Origin of the sequence: Campylobacter concisus (genome assembly GCF_003048575.1) — a bacterium.
Taxonomy (GTDB): domain Bacteria; phylum Campylobacterota; class Campylobacteria; order Campylobacterales; family Campylobacteraceae; genus Campylobacter_A; species Campylobacter_A concisus_U.
The window spans coordinates 1-19,300 of the sequence record NZ_PIRZ01000006.1 but is presented as its reverse complement, the minus strand read 5'-3'; the positions used below and the strand labels follow the sequence as shown (position 1 = coordinate 19,300).

The window sequence follows — 19,300 nt, the reverse complement described above, 5'->3', positions numbered from 1 at the left end:
GAAACAGCTTAAGAGTAGGGTGAGTATTGTGCTTTTGTGTAAAAATTACTCCTATTTTATCTTCTCAACTGCATCTTTTGCAGCACTTATTCGCTCGCTCTCGTCTAGCTCACGCACAAAGCCATCTTTTACTAAGATGATCCTAGTTGCTACATCAAAGTAGCTATCATCGTGGCTAACAGCGATTATGCTTATGCCCTTACTTTGTAAAAATGGCAAAATTTCTTTATAAAATTTACGCTTAAAAAGTGGATCTTGATCGGCTGCCCACTCATCAAGGATAAGGATAGAGCGGCGTTCTAAAATGGCTATTAGTAGGCTTAGACGCTTTCTCTGGCCGGTTGAGAGCTGCGTAGTGCTAAGCTTATTATCCACCACGCTTACCTTTTTGTCGATCTCAAGCAGAGCCAAGAGCCCCTCTATATCGCTTTGGTTGGCAAAGCCATCATGAGAGAGTGTTTGTGAAAATAGATAAAAATCAGCAAAAATAGCACTTATCTTTGCTTGATAGCTTTGTAAATTTGCTTCATCTATCTTTGTACTATCAAGGTAAATTTCGCCACTACTTGGTTGAATGAGGCCACAAAGTAAATTTATAAGCGTACTTTTGCCGCTACCATTTTTACCGATGATAAACGTTATCTCACCGCGTTTGATCTCTAAATTTACGTCTTTTAGGCTAAATTTGCCGTGAGTGTAGTTGAAATTTATATCTTTTAGCTTTATGTTTTGCCAATTATCGCTTAGGCTATCGTCAAATTTAAAGCCTTCCTTAAATTTATTTAGATTTAAACTCATGATCTTTTCTAAACTTACTTTTGCGCTAAGTGCGGCTGGTATGGAGCCAACCATGCTCATAAATGAGCCTCTTAAAAATAGTATCGTTAGGCTAATGCTTAGTGCCGTTTGCAGGCTCGCCCAGTCAAATGCCACGCACAAAAAAACACAAAGTCCTACTGAGCCAAGAAGCATAATGTTTGTGAAATTATCGCTTAATGCGTGATAAATATCGGCTTTTACCATATTTTGACGTTTTTTATCGCCTGTAAAATTTAACTCATCAAAGCAGACACTTGCCCTTGCTCTATTTAAACTAAGCTCTCTATGCCCCTCTACGATATCGTCGTAGTGCTTTTGCAATGCGTCATCTTGAACTCTAGAATACTTAAAATAAAGATGAATTTTTTTCATAAAAAGCGTATTTATAAAAAGAGTCGCACCGATCCAAACGGATAAAAAGATAAAAATTTTTGGAGCGATTACACAAAGATAGATGCTGGCACAGACGATAAAAACTAGGCTTTGTATAAAACCAGTAGCACTCATAAAAGCAAATGTGATTGTTTTTATGTCATTGTTTAGACTAGCTATGATCTTTGCCTTACCGATCTCGTTTATCACGCTATTTGGCGTATCTAAAATTTGCTTTACACTTTGATATCTTAGCTCGTAGATAAATTTATGTCCAAAATTTGTAAGCGATATATTTGCGGCGATGGCGCTTATAAAAAATAAAAGTAAGACTGCTATAAATTTAATTGCAAGAATCGGATCAAATTCTTTTAAACTTACAAGCTCATTATTTATAAATGAAAGGGTCCAGACACCAAGTCCACTAAATACGAGTGTTAATAACACTATTTTAAAAATTTGATAGATATTTTTTTTGATTAAATTTGCTAGCATTACATCGCAGCTCGCGGCTGAATGATATTTGGCTCATACTTTTGTTCAGTATTTTCGCTCATTATGCGAAGCACCTTGCTTCTTTTTATCTTAGCATCATCTTTAAATATCGCACGCACTTTGTCCATGCCAGCGTAAAAATCACGCATAAGCACGATGCAGATATATTTGCCAAAAAATGTTGGCTTAATAATGCCATTTTCTTCATATATTGCATTTACAAGCTTAAGCAAGCTAAGCTCCATAAATAAGGCTTTGTTAATGTTTGTGCTATTTTCATCGTTGTATCTTTTAATATCAACTCCGCCATCAAAAAGCCTTGTTAAAAACGTGTATTTAAGTCGCTCTTTCTTGCTAAAACCACATTTTGCGATGACTGGGCTTTGCCTATCCTTGATCTTTCTGCCGTAGTCAAGTAGGTTAAAGGCGTTTATAACAAGCTCGCCGTCAAGGAAGCTAAATGCGCCGCTACCCACGCCCACGTACTCTAAATTTGAGCCCACGTATTCGTCGCGAAGGTCAGCACTTTTTTCGTTTGAAAATGCCCAAGCATTACTTTGTTTGTAGTTGCTTTTGCTAAATTCTTCAGTGATTATCTCATAGAATTCACGCTCGTTATCGATGTTTGAGACGCCAAGCGAGCGAGCTATATTCTCTCTTGTTAGCTCTGATTTCATAAGCGGATAGAAGGTGATTTGCTGCGGAGAGATCGATTTTGCAGTATTTATGTCGTTTATGAGCTGCTCTTTTGTTTGATTTGGCAGGTTAAAGATGAGATCAAGGCTAATAACTGGGATCTTACCAAGAGCGAGCTCAAGCTTTCTTTTTACCTCCTTGGCTGAACCGAATTTTTCGTATCTGCCAACTCTTTTTAATGTTTCATCATCAAAGCTTTGTACACCCACGCTTAAGCGATCAATTAACCCATCAAATCTGGCTAAACTCTCGGGTGAGATGTGATTTGGATCGCTTTCTGCTGAAATTTCATCTATACTAAAAAGCTCTTTTGCAAGCTTAAGTGTCTTCTCAAGCTCTGGCTCATTTATAAGCGTCGTACCACCGCCAACATAAAGTGAATCAAAGTCAAATCCAGCCTCTTTAACCTGCCTCATCTCCTCACGTAAATTTTCAAAGTAAATTTTTGCAAGCTCTTGTTCATAGTGGTACTTATGAAACGAGCAATATGGGCAGAATGTGTGACAAAATGGTACATGTGCATAGAGCATATACTTTTTGCCTTTTTTTGGAGTTTTGGTGTAGGTTGTGGTTAAAATGTCTATGTTAAATTCGTTGTATAGCGATTTTTGTATAGAATTATGAGCGTAATTTACAGCAAAACTCTCAACAATATTTTTAAAAATCATAACTAATCGCCTTAAATAAGTTTGGTTTTAAATTGATATGTTAGGATAGCTAACTTTTAATAAATTTAGCCTTGTGCTAAAGAAATTTTTAGCTTAGCCAGATAAATTTGGCCTATAGATTTTAATTTTTTAAATCTGCAAATTTCACGTATCGATCAAATTTTAGCCCCAAAGCTTAAGGAAATTACTCTTTGGCTCTTGAGATAATTTTGCTTGAGTCTAGCTCAAATCTTATTTTCTCTTTTTTTTCACAACCTATTGCTTCTAAATAATAAAATTTACCAAGAGTTGATAATGCTTTGATGTTATAAAGCATTACAACATTACTTATATCGTTTGCATCATAATAAGTTCTTATTGAATCTTTTTCTGTTTTTTCGCAAATTCCTTTTGGCAAAGCCCCTAATACACTTTTTTCAATAGATAAATACTTATATTCAACATTTGCCATCCCAAGCCAATGTAAAATTGCACCTGAGGATAACTGATATAAAATTACTAGTACTACAGTTGATACAGTCACTAAGAGTGGTTTGTAAGCTTTTTTTTCATAAAAATGTTCCAAACCTTCAAAGAAGCAAAGCGTTATAATATGAACTGCAACTATTAAAAAAATGAATAAAAAGTCATCATCTAACGATACTTTTAAAAAATAAATTTTATAAATGTACTTAAAAATCGCAATTATTGCTATGATTGTTACTATGTTTTTTATGCATTTAAATATACATTTAAATAAAGTAGCCTTTATTTGTTCTATAACAAATACAATGTATAAGTAAATACCTAATACGATTAAAGAACACGGAAGCAATTCGTAAAGTGATTTACTTATAGTAATAGTATTTAATATTGCCATGCAAACCAATATAAGAAAAGGAAGCAAGGAAAACCCAAAATAAAACATCCAAGTTTTATTTTTTTTATTTTCATAGTAGCCTGGATAAACTAGACATGGAAATATAATAAAAAATGAAATAAAGGATGATACAAAAAATAATGATACACCAACATATGCTACATCTGCTCCACCTAAATCAGGAAAATATTTCAACTCAAGCCCAAAATATGCAAAATAATAGATCATGCCAACTAAGCTAATGCCAGATAGTATCAATGGATGAAATTTTAAAAGAGCATTAAAATAGTCTTTTACACTTCTTTCTTCAAAAGATTTTGTTAAATAATATTCAAAATATTCACTGGCAAGTTTTGATATCTCTTTTGTCTTCTTGTTAATATCTTTAATATAGTGCTCATTAAAATTTGCTTTAGTTTTAAAATCTTTTTCTTTAGAGATCTCAGTTATTTGTTTCTTTATTTTTGATATATTTTTTTTGAATCCCTCTTGTTTTGTGTCGCTATTGTCTTCACTGTCTATTAAATTTAAAATTTCTTTATGTGGAGAACCATCGTTTGTGCAAATAAAAAATTCATCCAATAATTTTTTAATTTCATCGGAATTTTTATTTATATTCTTAACTGAGATTTTGTCAAGTTTTTTACATATTTTATTTTTTATATTATCTATAAATTTTTCAATTAATAATTTGTCTAAATATTGCCCGCATAATTTTGTCATTATTTTAAGTTTAAATTTTTTCTTTTCGAATGTATCTAATAGCTCATATTTAATTTCTGAAATTTTAAAACCTATTTGACGTTTTATTTCCCTTAATTTATTATAAAAAACATCAGGGTCGCTTTTATCCAAATTACTATACAACCTCTTCTCTTTATTTAAAAGAACTATTAACTGGCTATATTTACTATCATATTTGTCCAAGCTATCAAAATTTTCTCTTAAAAATTTTATGATTTCATCTATCCTAGTAATATTATTTTCTTTCTGTTTTAAAATATCTTGATAATTCAAAGTTATCTCCTATAAAAATTTAACTAGCTAAGCACCTTTGCGATTTCGCTCCAGCCCAATTTTTCAGCAAATTCAGCCGCTGTTTTGCCACTTTTTGTGCGAGCATTTTTATCAGCGCCGTATTTTAGCAAGAGATTTACAAGGTTTAAATTCCCAGCGATCGCCTCGTGGTGAAGCTGCGTATAGCCAAATTCATCGGCATCCGTGACCATATTTGGGTGCTCTTTTATATATTGCTTTACTTGCTCATATGTATTTTTGCTCATTGGATGCTCTATCAAATTTTCAGGATGCTCTTTTTGCTCATAAACTACCAAAATGTCGTTAAAATCGCTAAAATCAAGCCCCCACGCTTTATCGTGCTCTTTTAGCTCTTTCTTTTGCATTCGTGAGCGCATTGCCTGCACACTAAAACCGCCGTATGCGCGCCCGCAAATGGCAAATAGCCAGTCGCTCATCTCATCTATCTTCGCGCTTACTTGATCGCCAACTTTCACGTTTTGCACTGCATCAGGCTCATTTACAAGCGTGCCATATATCGTTTCGCCATCAAATTCCACATCGTCTATCCACATGTGCTCGCCGACTTCTTCGCCATTTACGACATCTAAGAAGCAAATTTTTACCATCGCATAGTCAAGTGCTGGTACGATCCTGTGGCGTTCCCAGTAAACCTCACGCCAAAAATATCTAAAGCTCTCACGAGCTTGCTCAAATGCACGCTGCATATAGTCTTCGTCGCTACTTACAAAATAGATCGGCATTTGCTTGCCAAGATCGATTTGTTTACCGAGAATTTTCTTAAAAAAGCTCATTTTTTGTCCTTCTTTTTTAGATAGATCAAAATTGAATGCAAAATGATAAGGTAAAATTCACCCATAAATTCGACAAATTTTAAATACAAAAATTATGCGAAATTTCGCATGATTTAGCCCAAAATCCTATAAAATTTTTAAATATAAAAATCACGCAGCTATTTCGCAAAATTAGGCTAGGCGATTTAAATTTTTGTGATGGAAGTTACCGAGCGGGTAATGACCGAGCAAAAATTTGAATCAACAACGCATAATGAAGCGAAAATGTGCACTATTTTAGGTTTTTAAAACTGATCGGAAGTTCTAAATTTAACCCCCTCACCAGCTTTATGCACTCTTGCAAGTCATCTATGCTTTTACTTGTCACTCTGATCTCTTCGCCCCTGATCTGCGCGCTCACCTTGATCTTTGAGTCTTTTATAGCCTTAGTGATCTTTTTTGAGTTTTCAGCGTCAAGCGTGTCGTTTAGCTTTAGCGTCGCTTTTAAATTTCCACCACTCGCTGGCTCTCTTTTTGTCTCTGTGATCGCAACTGGTGGGATGTTGCGCTTGATGAGCTTTGAGATCACGATGTCTTTTAGCGCATCGATCTTGTTGTCGCTTGAGCTAAGAAGCGTGATAAATTTCTCCTTTTCATTTAGCTCGACCTCGGCCGCAAGCCCTTTAAAATCATATCTCGCCGCGATCTCTTTTTTCGCCGTCTCAAGAGCGTTTTTAACCTCCATCATATCGACCTCAGCACTTATATCAAAGCTATGTTCGGTTGCCATTTTTATCCTTTCAAATTTATTTAAATAGCCCTTTGATCTTCTCAAAAATCGACTTTTTGCCAGTCTCTTCTTGCTCTACTGCCTCTCCAATCTGCTGCACTGCGGTCTGTGCGTAGATGATAGCCCCATTTGGATCGCAGTTAAAGAGATTTGAATATGAGCTTGATTTGTTTAGATCAAGTGGATTTGGCTCCACGACCTCAGTGGCCTCGAGCAGGCCTATTTCTAGCTCGCATGCGTAGTTTAGCGCATCTAAAAATGCAGGTAAATTTTGAGCGTAAAAGCCATCAATCGCATCTTTTATCTCACCACCTGCTTCATAGTCAGCCTTTAGTTTAGCTACGTTTTTGGCGTTTACATAAGCGCCACAACAGTAGTTTTCGGTGATCTCATTATAAATTTCACCACTAAATTTATCCAAAAACTTGCTTGGTAAAATTTCTCGCCAGTTGCTAATATAGTTTTTAAATTTCTCATTTTGCCGCGCCAAAGAGCTTAGCGATGTGCCACGAGTGTAGAAATACTTTCTAAAAAATCCTTGCGTGACGGCGATACAAAAGCCGTGAGTTTTGTTAAAAATTTCATCGTCTTTATACTGTAACGCAGCGCTTAGTGTATCTTTGTACTTTTGGGCGTAAAATTCCTCTACGCCAGCCTTGCTAGCAAGTTCTAAAACCTCGTCAAATTTACTAGACCTTGTGAGCTCAAGTGCCTCAAAATACCACTTTGAAATTTCATCTTCGCTAATGGCGTGATAGCTTATATCATAGCCCATTATCTGCTCTCATTGATGAAATTTTCGATGTTTGCGACGATCTTTGCGATGAGCGTCTTTCTAGCCTCCAAGCTACCCCATGCTACGTGCGGAGTGATGAGTAGATTTGACTTCTTTTTTACATTTAAAAATGGGCTATTTTCACTCATCGGCTCACGCTCCAAAACGTCGGTACCAAAGCGTAAATTTCTCTCATCTATCGCCCTTGCCATCGCCGCTTCATCCACTATGCCGCCACGTCCTAAATTTAGTACTATTGCATCATCTTTTAGCAAATTTATCTCGTTTGCGCCTAGTAAATTTCTAGTCTTTTCATTTAGCGGTGCGTGGATGCTGATGATGTCGCTGCTTCTTAATAGCTCATCTAGGCTTTTTTGTTTAAATTCGCTATTTTTATTTGTTCCACTTGTCGAGTAGTAGCTCACATTTGCGCCAAATGCACGCGCCACTGCCGCCACGCTGCGTCCTATCTCGCCAAGTCCGATGATGCCAAATTCTTTGCCAGCGATCTCGCTGATGTCTGCGCCAAGATAGGTGAAAATTTCACTCTTCACCCACTCGCCGTTTTTTACATACTCATCATAAAATTTTATGCGATTTGTTAGCTCAAAAAGCAAGGCGAATGTGTGCTGCACGACGCTTGCAGTTGAGTAGCCAGCGACGTTTTTTACAGCTATATTTTTAGCTTTTGCATGCTCTAGATCTACGTTGTTCATACCAGTTGCACTTATGCAGATAAGCTTTAAATTTGTCGCGTCCATCACGGCTTTGTCGATGACGACCTTGTTTGTGATGACGACATCAACGCCCTTTAGACGTGGCACGACCTCATCGCTTTTGGTTTTTTGGTAGCTGATAAACTCGCCAAATTTCTTAAAAACACTAAGATCAACGTTTTCGCCAAGTGTTGCCGCGTCTAAACAAACGATCTTCATCCTTAGTCCTTAATGAAATGTCCCACAAATTTAGAGTAGTTATCTAAAATTTTGCCGCCCTTTCTATATCCAAGCGCGCACGCCTCATAAGCGTAAAATACGCCAGCTTGGTAGCTCTCGCCTCTCTCATCTTGATTAAACTCGTAAAATTCTTGATAGATGGCTTTGTTTGAGTCGTATTCGCCGTCATTACTTGCTATTTGTGCGCCGTTTTCATCGTATATCGAGACGTTTGCGCCCTCTCTACCAAATACCGGCTTTTTCACATATTTTTTGCCCTTTAGCGGCTCGTTTGAGGTCTCAAGCAAGAGTGGATGATTCGGATAAAGATCCCAAAGAATTTTTAAAATTCCCTTGCTTTGGAAAAGTAGCGTGTAGGCGGGATTTATGATGATGGCTTTTTGGTTTTTGATGATATTTGAAAGTATAAGTGCTAGCTCGCCTTCATCGATCGCTATGCTCTCCCAAGGCACAAGCTTAAACCAGTACTCAAAATTTTCATCGCCCTTAAAAATGCCCTCGTCATCGTTAAAAACGACCTCATCAACGTAAGCAAAGTCGGTTTTAAAGCCAGCTTCTTTTGCGATGTATTGCAGTAATTTCACGGTTTGCTCGTCCTCGATACTACCAGCGATAGAGCTAAAGAGTATCCCCCAGCCCTCGTAAACATCCTCGAAATTTACATTATCGTCGCCAAGCGTGATAAGGCGTTTAAAATTTTGCTTTAGAGCTTCGTAAAGGTTATTAAATTGCTCTGCTTCGTCCATATGATTTAGTTTTAGCATCGCCCACTGAATGATCGCTGTCTCAAAAACTGCCGTTGGCGTGTCTGCGTTAAATTCGATCAGTTTTATCGGCTTGCCATCAAGCCCACCAGCAAGATCAAATCTGCCATAAAGGTGCCAGTGAATGTCATTTTCCCAGCTTTTTTTGATGCTATCAACGAGATTAAATGGTATGCCTATCTCGTGAAAAAGGTTGTTGTCAATGACGTACTGAGCGGCATTTACATACATATCGTATAGCTCATTTGCCGCCTCATAATAAGCATCCGCCTCGCTTGCTTTTACCTGCACGATCTCATCAGCGATATATGAGCTGTTGTCGTTATCTGTATGCCATGCAAAGCCGATTTTCTCCATGAATTCGTTGTTTAATGGGGTGATTTTTCTTAAATTTATCATTTTCAGCCTCCAAAGCTTGATGAGCTAGAGCTTGACGACTTCGAGCCACCACCGAAAAATCCACTCTTTCCGCCACTGCTTCTTGCAGCAGAATTTGCCGCCTTTTGCTTGTTAAAGCTATCCACACTTCTTGTGTAGGCACTTGGATTTTTATATGTGCTTTGGCGATTTGCTTGGAAATTTTGATTGCCAAAGAGCTTGCTGCCTATCCAGCTACCAAGTATCGCGCCAGCTGCTGAAGCAAGGATCGTCTCGCCAAGACTTAGTCCGCCGCTACTTAGCTGTGCGTCACTAGTTCTTGTCAAATTTGAAGTGCCATTGTCGATATTTGCGTTTGCTTGCGCCAAAAGTTTATCGATCTCATCTTTACTTAGCACGCGCTCAGTGCCGTTCATATCTTTTAGCACGACCCTAGTTTCGGTGCTTGGATACTCTTCTAAAATTTTATAAACGCCAGGTGCACTCTCCTCGATGATGACAAAGGCGCCATTTTTTTGCGCAACTTCGTTTAGTGCGTTTTCATCACCGCCATTGTCACTGCCACAACCAGCAAGGCCAGCCATAACGATCGCACCAAATCCGCCTACCGCAGCATAAGTAGCTATCTTTTTAATGTGTTTCATATCTCTCCTATCAACTCTTTTAAATTTTTATGTCTTCTAACAAGTATCACGCCTCGTTTAAATTTTATAAATTTTGAGTGGTGTATCGCTTTTATTATCTTTTCACTGGCTTTTTTCGTTGCCTTTGGCTTTAGATTTAGCTCCTTTAAAAATTCACTTAAATTTATCCATTTTGACTCATTTTCTATCTCGGCCTCTATCGCTTCATTATTTGGCATATCGTCGTTTTTTTGTGTTAAAAGCGGCCTTTGCATAGCATTTAGAAACTGCATGAGCTTTTCATCTCTGTCCTTATAAATTTGCAAAATTTCATTTTTTCGCTCGATTAGCATCTGCTCTTTTTCTTTAAAGAGCCTATCTTTGTCAGCTTGCAAGTTTAAATTTAAGCTCTTTAACTCGCTTAACTCATTTAGCAAATAATTTATAAACTCATCATTTTGGGATTTGATTTTTGTACTTTTTGGAGCGGGTTTTGTGGCTTTTTCGCTACTTGGTTTCTCATCAAGGATGACAAATTTTGTGCCATTTTCAATGACTGTATTGATCGAACCACGGCGGATTCTATTATAGACTGCTTCTTTTGTTATGCCTAAAATTTCTGCAGCTTCGTTTATAGCTAGCTTTTGCATCGAATTTCCGTTTAAAATAAAATAAAAAATTTGCTTTGATTATAAAAAAATAAGGCTAAAAGAAGAGTTAAACAAAGAGAGCAAAGCCCTCTTTGTCTTGGTTTTAGAGTCTTGACTCGTAGCGTCTAAGCATATAAAGGCGTTTAAGCATTTTCTTGCGAGCAGCAATTTTTTGTTTCTTGCGGATCTCAGTTTTAGGCTCAAAGAAGCGTCTAGCTCTTGCTTCAGTTACTACTAAGTTACGGTCAGTTTGTTTCTTAAACTTTCTGTAACCCTCGTCAAATGACTCGTTAGGATGTACCTTAATACCAGGCAACGTCCTCACCACCTTTCAGATTAAAATAAGCCGTGAGTATAGTTTAATTTTCATAAATTTAAGCTTTTAACTATTTTTTTTTAAAACTCTTTTAATGCCATAAGCTTTATAATCATAAAATTTCAAAAAAGGCTTATTATGTCAAAGAATTTTCATCTTAGCTACGCCAAGAAGCGTTACATTTTTTTCGCCTGTATCACGCTATTTGTCTTTGTTTTACCATTTATCAGAGTAAATGATGCGCAGCTATTTTTGCTAAGTTTTGATAAAAGTAGAGTTGATCTCTTTTTTACAAAATTTGATATGCAAGAGCTTTATTTGTTGCCATTTTTGTTTATCATTTTGTTCTTAAGTATATTTTTTCTAACGACACTTGCAGGGCGTGTTTGGTGTGGCTGGAGCTGTCCGCAAACTATTTTTAGAACGATATTTCGTGACCTTTTGCAAACTAAAATTTTAAAGATCAGAAAAAATATACAAAATAAGCAGAATGAGCCAAAAGGACAAATTTTAAAGCGTGCTTTAGCAGTTGGAATTTGGTGTATTTTAGCTCTTATTATTTCGGCAAATTTTTTATGGTATTTTGTGCCACCGCTTGATTTTTTCGCTTATTTAAAAGAGCCAAGCGAACATGGAGTTTTGTTTGCATTTTGGCTTGTTGTCGCTATTTGGTTAGTTTATGATGTCATTATTTTAAAAGAAAATTTTTGCATTTATGTTTGTCCTTACGCTAGGGTGCAATCAGTGATGTTTGATAACGACACTATCCAAGTTATTTACAATCAAAAAAGAGGCGGCATAATCTATAACGGAAAAGAGAAATTTAAAAAACCGAAAGAAGAGGGCGCGCTGTGCACGGGATGTGAAGCATGCGTGAGAATATGTCCGACGCACATTGATATAAGAAAAGGTATGCAGCTTGAATGTATAAATTGTCTAGAGTGTAGCGATGCTTGCGCTAAAGTGATGAAGCATTTTGATGAAAGTTCGCTTATTGAGTGGAGAAGTATAAATTCTATAAAAGAGCAAAAAAGAGTCAAAATTTTACGCTTTAGAACGGTTGCTTATCTTGTCATTTTGGGCATTGTCTTAACAGCTGGGGTATTGATGAGTGGCAAAAAAGAAAGTATGCTTTTAAACATAAATAGAACAAGCGAGCTTTATAAAATTTTAGGCGAAAATGAAGTCGAAAATTCTTACGTATTTTTGGTGCAAAACACACAAAATAAAGAGCACGCCTTTTACTTTGAAGTAGATGATAAGAATATAGAAATTTCTCGTCCAAATAAGCCATTTATATTAAAAGCTGGTGCAAAGCAACGAGTAATCGTCACGCTAAAATCAAAAAATGAAAATTTAAGCGATAAAGATCTTTTAAAACATATAAATATCAAAGCCTATGCCACTGATGAGCCAGCTGTCAGCGTGCAAAGGCAAAGTACTTTTATCTATCCTAAAAGATGATAAAATGGCAAAAATTTAATAGGAAGCAAGATGGCGATCTCAGAAAAGGGTAAAAAAAGATACGAACTTATCGTAAAAACAGCACTTGAGCTATTTTTAGAAAAAGGATACGAAAAGACAAGCTTAAGTGACATCGTAGCGATAAGTGGCGGATCGCTTTCTAGCATTTATACATTTTTTGAGAACAAAGAGGGGCTTTTTGAGGCGATCATTGAACAAGAGTATAGATAGCCTTATAAAAGAGATCGATGAGAAGATAGATCTTAAAATTTCTCACAGCTTGGAGGAATTTTTAACCAAATTTGCAACCATAATATTTTCTATTACTTGCAGCAAAAGGCATATCTCTCTTGGTAGGATAATGATGAGTGAGGGTTCTAAAAATGGTGGCAAACTTGGTAAGACGTTTTTGGATCAAATTTTAAAAAAGATCGATCTTGTGCTTATAAATTTCTTTGAAAGAGATGAGGTAAAAGCCAAACTTGATCCAAAATTTTCAGCCAAATTTGCTGCGAAGTACTTTATACAAAGTGTGATTGGGGCTTATTACTACGATTCGCTTTTGATAAATGAAGAACCAAAGCTTAGTGAAAAAAAACGTAAAAAGCATGTTGGCTTGTGTGTTGAGTTGTTTTTGAATGGAATTAGTAAAAAATAAAATTGACTTTTTATTTGTTTTCTAATAGAATCGAGAACTTTAAATTTTTGTAACAATTATTACAAAAACTAAATATGATATTAAAATTTAAAATTAAGAGAGGTTTTTATGGCAAATTTTAAAAGTGCTCTTGTGCTTTCGGTTACAGTTTTATTTCTAAGTGGTTGTTTTGAAAATAAAGAGAATAAAGCGGCAGCAGGTCACCAGATGCCACTATCTCATGTGGATATTTTTACCGCACAAAAAACAGACATACCTATTAGTTTTGATTACACCGCAACAGTTACAAGTAGTCAAGATGTCATCATCTATCCAAAAGTTGGCGGAACTATCATAAAGCAGTTTTTCAAGCCGGGAAGCAAAGTAAAAGCGGGCGATAAGTTATTTTTGATAGATCCAGAAAAATATCAAGCTAGCTTTGACTCACTTGATGCCTCTGTTGGCGTAGCAAATGCAAATTTGAAAAATGCTGAGACTGAGTTTAAAAGAATTTCTGCCCTTTATAAGAAAAATGCAGTTTCTCAAAAAGACTACGACGCAGCCGTTGCAGCTTACGACATCGCAAATGCAAATTTAGTAAGCGCAAAAGCAAATTTAAAAAATGCAAAAATAGATCTAGGATACACGACTATTACAGCGCCATTTGACGGCGTAGTGGGTGATAATCAAGTAGATGTTGGTTCGCTTGTCATAGCAAACCAAACAAAACTTGTAAGACTTACAAAAATAAATCCTATTGAAGCAGAATTTTATATCGCTGATGTGGATAATCTAACTAGAAAGACAAATTTGGATAACGGCTCATGGCAACAGCTAAATAGTGACACTGTGTTAAGTGTCAATGGCGAAAATTTTAATGGTAAAGTAAATTTTATAGATAATGTCGTAAATACTGCAACTGGCAGCGTTTTAGCAAAGGCTAGCTTTGATAACAGTGAGGGTAAAATTTTACCAGGTGCGTTTGGTCATATAAAGATGAGTGGATTTGTGCAAAAAAATGCCTTTAACATCCCACAAGTTGCTCTTCAACAAAGTGCTACAAACTCTTATGTTTTAGTCGTAAAAGATGGCAAAGTAAGCCAAAAAAATGTAAAAACAGGATATCAAACAAAAAATATGGTAGCAGTCACTGAAGGTCTTGAAGATGGCGATAAGATAATCGTTAATAACTTCCTTAAAATCGGAGTTGGTGCACCAGTTGAAACTGATAAAGACCTAAGTGCGGAATTTATAAACGGCAAAGATGCAAACGCTACAAGTAGCAAGTAAAGGCAGATAGATGTTTTCAAGATTTTTTATAAACCGCCCGATATTTGCAACTGTTATATCTATCATCATAGTTATAGCAGGTTTTATGGGTATCAAGGGGCTTCCTATAGAGGAGTATCCAAGTCTTACTCCACCTACTGTCTCTGTAAGTGCGACATATAGCGGTGCTGATGCACAGACTATCGCCGACTCAGTCGCAAGTGCGATTGAAGACCAGATAAATGGCGTTGAAAATATGTTATATATGCAAAGTACCTCAAGCTCAGCAGGTACTATGAATATAAGCGTATATTTTAAGATCGGCTCATCGTCAAAACAAGCTACAATCGACGTAAATAACCGCGTGCAAGCTGCTCTTTCAAGGCTGCCTCAAGAAGTGCAAAATATGGGCGTAACGGTTCGCGAAAGAAGTGGCTCGATCCTTCAAGCTGTTGGCTTTACAAATCCAAATATGGATTTGATCGAACTATATAACTATGTAAATTTAAATATTGCTGATGAGATAAAAAGGGTTAGTGGTATCGGTGATACAGTATTGATAGGTACTAAAGAGTATTCTATGAGAATTTGGCTAAAGCCAGATAGACTAGCTCATTTTAAACTAACTCCAAGCGACGTCATTTCTCAAGTAAAAATTCAAAACTCACAATATGCCGCTGGCAAGATAGGCGAACAGCCATCGGATGGTGGTAATCCTTATGTTTATTCTGTTCGTACCGATGGTCGTCTTAAAAATGCAGCCCAGTTTGGCGATATAATAATTAAAAGTTCCGATGGATCAGTGTTGAAGCTAAAAGATGTAGCTACCATAGAGCTTGGAGCAGCTAGCTATGCTAACGATGCGATGTTAAACGGCAAACCGGCTATTCCTCTTTTGCTATTTTTACAAAACGACGCAAACGCACTTGCAACTGCTGAAGCTGTCAAAGCAAAGCTTGAAGAGCTAAAGAAAACTTATCCTGTTGGCCTAGAGCACACCATAGCTTACAATCCAACAGAATTTATAGATGTTTCAATTGATGAGGTTATAAAAACTTTTATTGAAGCGATGGTACTCGTCTTAATCGTAATGTACTTTTTCTTAAAAAGTTTTCGGGCGACTATCATTCCGATGCTTGCCGTGCCAGTATCTATCATAGGTACATTTGGCGGACTTTATGTGATGGGCTTTAGTATAAATTTGATCACACTTTTTGCCCTGATCCTAGCCATAGGTATCGTCGTAGATGACGCTATTATCGTCATAGAAAATGTCGAGAGAATTTTGCATGAAGATAAAGAGATAAGCGTAAAAGACGCGACATTTAAGGCGATGGAGGAGGTGCAAACTCCGGTTATCTCTATCGTACTCGTGCTTTGCGCGGTTTTCGTGCCAGTTTCATTTATGGAGGGCTTTGTTGGCGTCATACAAAAGCAGTTTGCGTTGACACTTGTTGTTTCTGTTTGTATCTCAGGCTTTGTCGCTCTTACTCTTACGCCAGCACTTTGTGCGGTTATGCTTAAGAAGCAAGAGAGCAAGCCATTTTGGATAGTTCAGAAATTTAACGACTTCTTTGACTTTAGCACCAGACTCTTTACGGCTGGAGTGGCTAAAATTTTAAGGCATATTATTATTAGCTTTATTGTAATTGGTATTTTAGGATTTGCCACTTATAAGCTATTTGATGCTGTGCCAAAAGGACTTGTGCCTTCAGAAGACAAGGGTGCTTTAATGGTTATCACCTCACTTCCGCCTTCAACAAATATGCTAAAGACAAAAGAAGAAGTAGTCTCGATTAGCAACGCCATTTTAAGCAATCCAAATGTTGAGTTCACTATGGCTTTTGCAGGTTATGACATACTAGCTAGCTCGCTTAGGGAAAATTCAGCCGTTAGCTTTATAAAGCTAAAAGATTGGAGTGAGAGAAAAGGCGCTAACAATGGAGCTGATACATTAGCTGGCCAGTTTAATGGTATGCTTTGGGGCTCAAAAAACTCAATGACATTCGTTGTAAATTTACCACCTATCATGGGTCTTTCAATGACTGGTGGCTTTGAGATGTATCTACAAAATAAAAGCGGCAAGAGTTACAACGAGATAGAAGTAGACGCTAGAAAAGTATCAGCAATAGCCAATGCAAGGCCTGAACTAACAAATGTGAGAACCACGCTTGAGACAAATTATCGTCAGTTTAAGATAACAGTTGATAAAGAAAAAGCTAAATTATTTGGCGTAAGTGAGAGCGAAATTTTTAGCACGGTAGCAGCTACTTTTGGCTCTTACTATATAAATGACTTCAATCTTGCTGGTAAATCTTACCGAGTATATGCAAGAGCTGAGGAAAGTTTTAGAAATAATCCTGAGGATCTAAGAAAAATTTTCGTCCGCTCATATGATGGCGGCATGGTGCCACTAAATTCAGTAGCAACACTTACAAGAACGATCGGACCTGACATTGTTGATAGATTTAACCTCTTTCCATCGGCTAAGATCATGGGCGATCCAAAAACTGGCTATACATCAGGTGATGCGATAAGGGCGATCCAAGAGGTCGTAAATGACACGCTAAGCAGCGAGGACTACGCTATAAGCTGGGCAGGAACTGCGTATCAAGAGGTAAATTCTCAAGGAACAGGCACGGTTGCTTTTATCTTTGGTATGATCTTTGTATTTCTCATCCTTGCTGCTCAGTACGAGAGATGGCTCATTCCACTTGCGGTCATCACTGCCGTACCATTTGCGGTATTTGGCTCATTGCTAGCAGTTTGGATAAGAGGGCTAACAAATGACATCTACTTTGAGATCGGACTCTTGTTGCTTATTGGTCTAGCGGCTAAAAATGCCATTTTGATCGTAGAGTTTGCAATGCAAGAGCGTGATAGTGGTAAGAGTATATTTGACTCAGCGATAAATGCAGCCAAACTTCGCTTTAGACCAATTGTAATGACATCAATCGCATTTACTCTAGGCGTCTTCCCGATGGTTATAAGCACAGGCGCAGGCGCTGCATCTCGCCACTCATTAGGAACTGGCGTGGTTGGTGGTATGATCGCTTCTACGACGATAGCTATATTTTTTGTGCCAATGTTTTACTATTTGCTTGAAAATTTAAATGAGAAATACTGGAAAAAGGGAGCAAAAAAAGATGAAAAATAAGGCGTTTATACTTATAACGGCGGCGTTTTTGGCTGGTTGCTCATTTCGTCCAGATATGCCAAATGTAGATACAAATTTCACATCTACTTACACTTATGAGACAAGTGATATAAGGGATCTTTGGTGGAGAGAATTTAACGATGAAAATTTAAATTCTCTAGTAGAAAATGCACTTGAGAGAAATACAAATTTACGTGTTGCTTATTTAAATTTAGAGAAAGCAAAGGCAAGTCTTGGCGTAGCTGAGGCAGATTTGCTTCCTAGTATAAATTTAAATGTAGGCTACGAAAAAGCAAAAAGTAGCGGTGAAACATATACTAAACAACCACAAACTCGTTATAGAAAATCAGATATAAATTTAGGATTAAACTACGAGATTGATCTTTGGGGTAGAGTAAGAAATAATGTAGCAGCAGCCGAAGAAAGCCTAAATGCAACCAAATTTGACTACGATAGCGCGAGACTAAGTATCAGCTCAAGTGTTGCAAAAAGCTACTTTGCGTTAGTTTCATTAAATATGCAAGAAGCTGTGCTAAGAGAGACTTTAAAAACTTATGAAGACACGCTAGCGCTTCGCAAAACACAGCTTGATCTTGGAAGCATAAATGAGATGACTTATTTGCAAAGTAAGGCAGCAGTAGAAAGCGCTAAGACCAATCTTACTTCTATATTAAATGCAAAGTCAAAAGCTATCACCTCACTAGCCATCTTGACTGGTAAAGGTAATAATGAAATTTTAAATGGAGCTGTTGCTAGCTCACAAAATTTACCAGCTTCTCCCGAGATAAGTGCTGGCATTAGCTCTGAAATTTTGCTAAGAAGAAGCGACGTGGCAAAGGCACTGGCTGATTTAAAAGCTACAAATGCTCTTGTTGGTGTTGCAAGGGCTGAGTATTTTCCAAGCATTTCACTGACTGGACTTTTTGGCTTTTCAAGTATTGATTTTGAAAATATCTTTGTTGGAAATGCCAATACATGGAGCATAGGGGGCTCTTTAGCACAGAAAATTTTTGATTTTGGTAGGACAAAAAATAATGTAGCAGTGGCTAAAACAAATAAACAAATTGCCGCTGTTAATTATGAAGCAGCGGTAAAATCGGCTCTTGGCGAAGTAAGAGATGCGCTTGTTTCAAGGCAAAATGCAAAAATTTCTTTGGAACAAGTGAAAAATTTGCTAAAATCCCAACAAAGAATTTACTCGCTTGCTAAAGAGCAATATGATGCTGGCTATATTGGACATTTAGAGCTTCTTGATGCGGAGAGAAATTTGCTTCAGGCAAAATTACAAGACGTCTCAGCAAAGCTTGATGAGGTCGATAGCGCAGTCGAAGTTTATAGAGCTTTTGGTGGCGGCTTTAAGTTAGAAAAGTAATTAAAAAGGAGAGAAATTGGGAACTAAGATATTAAATTTCTTGTTTTCTTGGGGTTTTTTCGTTTTTGCTATCGCTCTTGGCGTAGCATTATGGTTTGCGATAAATTACGTGGATACATTTAGGCTTGAGTCAAGCTTTTATGATATCGGTGAGATATTTATGATGGCGGCTGTTTTTTGTATTGCCTTTTATGTGATCGCAGCAATATTTGTTATTCCTGTTAGAGCGATCAAAAAATCTTAATCTTTCATCTAAGGACAAAATCCTTAGATGAACTCCTTGACTTCATTATGTAAAATTCTATCCGCGCGCATTTAAAATGAGAGTATTTTACATTTAAAATGAGAGCGGGACAAGGATAAAATTTGCTTCACTATCATTTTAAATGTAAAAAATATATTTTTAAATAGCCTTTTACGACCTTTTAA

At 36.9% G+C, this 19,300-nt stretch carries 18 protein-coding genes; 7 read left to right on the top strand and 11 right to left on the bottom strand.

From position 1 onward, the window contains the following. Window positions 1–51: 51 nt before the first annotated feature. From CVS84_RS07475 to rpsU, 11 genes are all read right to left on the bottom strand, one after another. Window positions 52–1,686, bottom strand: a complete 1,635-nt coding sequence (locus CVS84_RS07475; RefSeq protein WP_107691768.1) for a multidrug ABC transporter permease/ATP-binding protein — start codon at window positions 1,684–1,686, stop codon at window positions 52–54. Beyond that, entirely contained in the window at window positions 1,686–3,050 is a 1,365-nt protein-coding gene (locus CVS84_RS07470; RefSeq protein ID WP_107691767.1) for a coproporphyrinogen III oxidase family protein, read from the bottom strand. The genes CVS84_RS07475 and CVS84_RS07470 overlap by 1 nt, the downstream gene beginning before the upstream one ends. Before the next feature lie 184 nt (window positions 3,051–3,234). Continuing rightward, window positions 3,235–4,926 carry a hypothetical protein gene (locus CVS84_RS07465; protein WP_107691766.1) on the bottom strand — a complete coding sequence of 564 codons (1,692 nt, stop codon included), beginning with the start codon at window positions 4,924–4,926 and terminating at the stop codon, window positions 3,235–3,237. Window positions 4,927–4,949: 23 nt separating this feature from the next. After that, complete coding sequence (locus CVS84_RS07460; RefSeq protein WP_107691765.1) at window positions 4,950–5,741, bottom strand: DUF2314 domain-containing protein; 792 nt, start codon at window positions 5,739–5,741, stop codon at window positions 4,950–4,952. 271 nt (window positions 5,742–6,012) lie between these two features. After that, window positions 6,013–6,510, bottom strand: coding sequence for a YajQ family cyclic di-GMP-binding protein (locus CVS84_RS07455; RefSeq protein ID WP_021090433.1), 498 nt, complete (start codon window positions 6,508–6,510; stop codon window positions 6,013–6,015). 16 nt (window positions 6,511–6,526) lie between these two features. Beyond that, entirely contained in the window at window positions 6,527–7,285 is a 759-nt protein-coding gene (locus tag CVS84_RS07450) for a hypothetical protein (RefSeq protein WP_107691764.1), read from the bottom strand. Then, a complete protein-coding gene (locus CVS84_RS07445) occupies window positions 7,285–8,220 on the bottom strand; it encodes a D-2-hydroxyacid dehydrogenase (RefSeq protein WP_107691763.1) in 936 nt (311 codons plus the stop codon). The genes CVS84_RS07450 and CVS84_RS07445 overlap by 1 nt, the downstream gene beginning before the upstream one ends. Window positions 8,221–8,222: 2 nt before the next feature. Then, window positions 8,223–9,404, bottom strand: coding sequence for a glutathionylspermidine synthase family protein (locus CVS84_RS07440; RefSeq protein WP_107691762.1), 1,182 nt, complete (start codon window positions 9,402–9,404; stop codon window positions 8,223–8,225). 2 nt (window positions 9,405–9,406) lie between these two features. Next, entirely contained in the window at window positions 9,407–10,027 is a 621-nt protein-coding gene (locus CVS84_RS07435; protein ID WP_107691761.1) for a UPF0323 family lipoprotein, read from the bottom strand. Continuing rightward, a complete protein-coding gene (locus CVS84_RS07430) occupies window positions 10,024–10,656 on the bottom strand; it encodes a DNA-binding protein (protein ID WP_107691760.1) in 633 nt (210 codons plus the stop codon). The genes CVS84_RS07435 and CVS84_RS07430 overlap by 4 nt, the downstream gene beginning before the upstream one ends. 103 nt (window positions 10,657–10,759) lie before the next feature. After that, on the bottom strand, window positions 10,760–10,972 hold the full coding sequence (rpsU, locus tag CVS84_RS07425) for a 30S ribosomal protein S21 (protein WP_009294994.1): 213 nt from the start codon (window positions 10,970–10,972) through the stop codon (window positions 10,760–10,762). 138 nt (window positions 10,973–11,110) lie between these two features. Here rpsU and ccoG point away from each other — a divergent pair, with 138 nt between their 5' ends. The 7 genes from ccoG to CVS84_RS07395 all read left to right on the top strand — a co-directional run bounded on the left by ccoG (window position 11,111) and on the right by CVS84_RS07395 (window position 19,115). Then, on the top strand, window positions 11,111–12,436 hold the full coding sequence (ccoG, locus tag CVS84_RS07420; RefSeq protein WP_107691759.1) for a cytochrome c oxidase accessory protein CcoG: 1,326 nt from the start codon (window positions 11,111–11,113) through the stop codon (window positions 12,434–12,436). A 30-nt stretch (window positions 12,437–12,466) separates the two neighbouring features. After that, entirely contained in the window at window positions 12,467–12,667 is a 201-nt protein-coding gene (locus tag CVS84_RS09665) for a TetR/AcrR family transcriptional regulator (RefSeq protein WP_234411922.1), read from the top strand. Further along, the gene (locus tag CVS84_RS07415; RefSeq protein WP_234411921.1) at window positions 12,648–13,094 is read left to right on the top strand and encodes a TetR/AcrR family transcriptional regulator C-terminal domain-containing protein; all 447 of its coding nucleotides are present in this window, start codon (window positions 12,648–12,650) and stop codon (window positions 13,092–13,094) included. Before CVS84_RS09665 ends, CVS84_RS07415 begins: the two co-directional genes overlap by 20 nt. A gap of 108 nt (window positions 13,095–13,202) precedes the next feature. Beyond that, a complete protein-coding gene (locus CVS84_RS07410; RefSeq protein WP_107691758.1) occupies window positions 13,203–14,363 on the top strand; it encodes an efflux RND transporter periplasmic adaptor subunit in 1,161 nt (386 codons plus the stop codon). A 10-nt stretch (window positions 14,364–14,373) separates the two neighbouring features. Then, on the top strand, window positions 14,374–17,499 hold the full coding sequence (locus CVS84_RS07405; protein ID WP_107691757.1) for an efflux RND transporter permease subunit: 3,126 nt from the start codon (window positions 14,374–14,376) through the stop codon (window positions 17,497–17,499). Further along, the gene (locus tag CVS84_RS07400; RefSeq protein ID WP_107691756.1) at window positions 17,489–18,871 is read left to right on the top strand and encodes an efflux transporter outer membrane subunit; all 1,383 of its coding nucleotides are present in this window, start codon (window positions 17,489–17,491) and stop codon (window positions 18,869–18,871) included. The genes CVS84_RS07405 and CVS84_RS07400 overlap by 11 nt, the downstream gene beginning before the upstream one ends. Before the next feature lie 16 nt (window positions 18,872–18,887). Beyond that, window positions 18,888–19,115, top strand: coding sequence for an ATP-binding protein (locus CVS84_RS07395; protein WP_107691755.1), 228 nt, complete (start codon window positions 18,888–18,890; stop codon window positions 19,113–19,115). The last annotated feature ends 185 nt before the right edge of the window (window positions 19,116–19,300 follow it).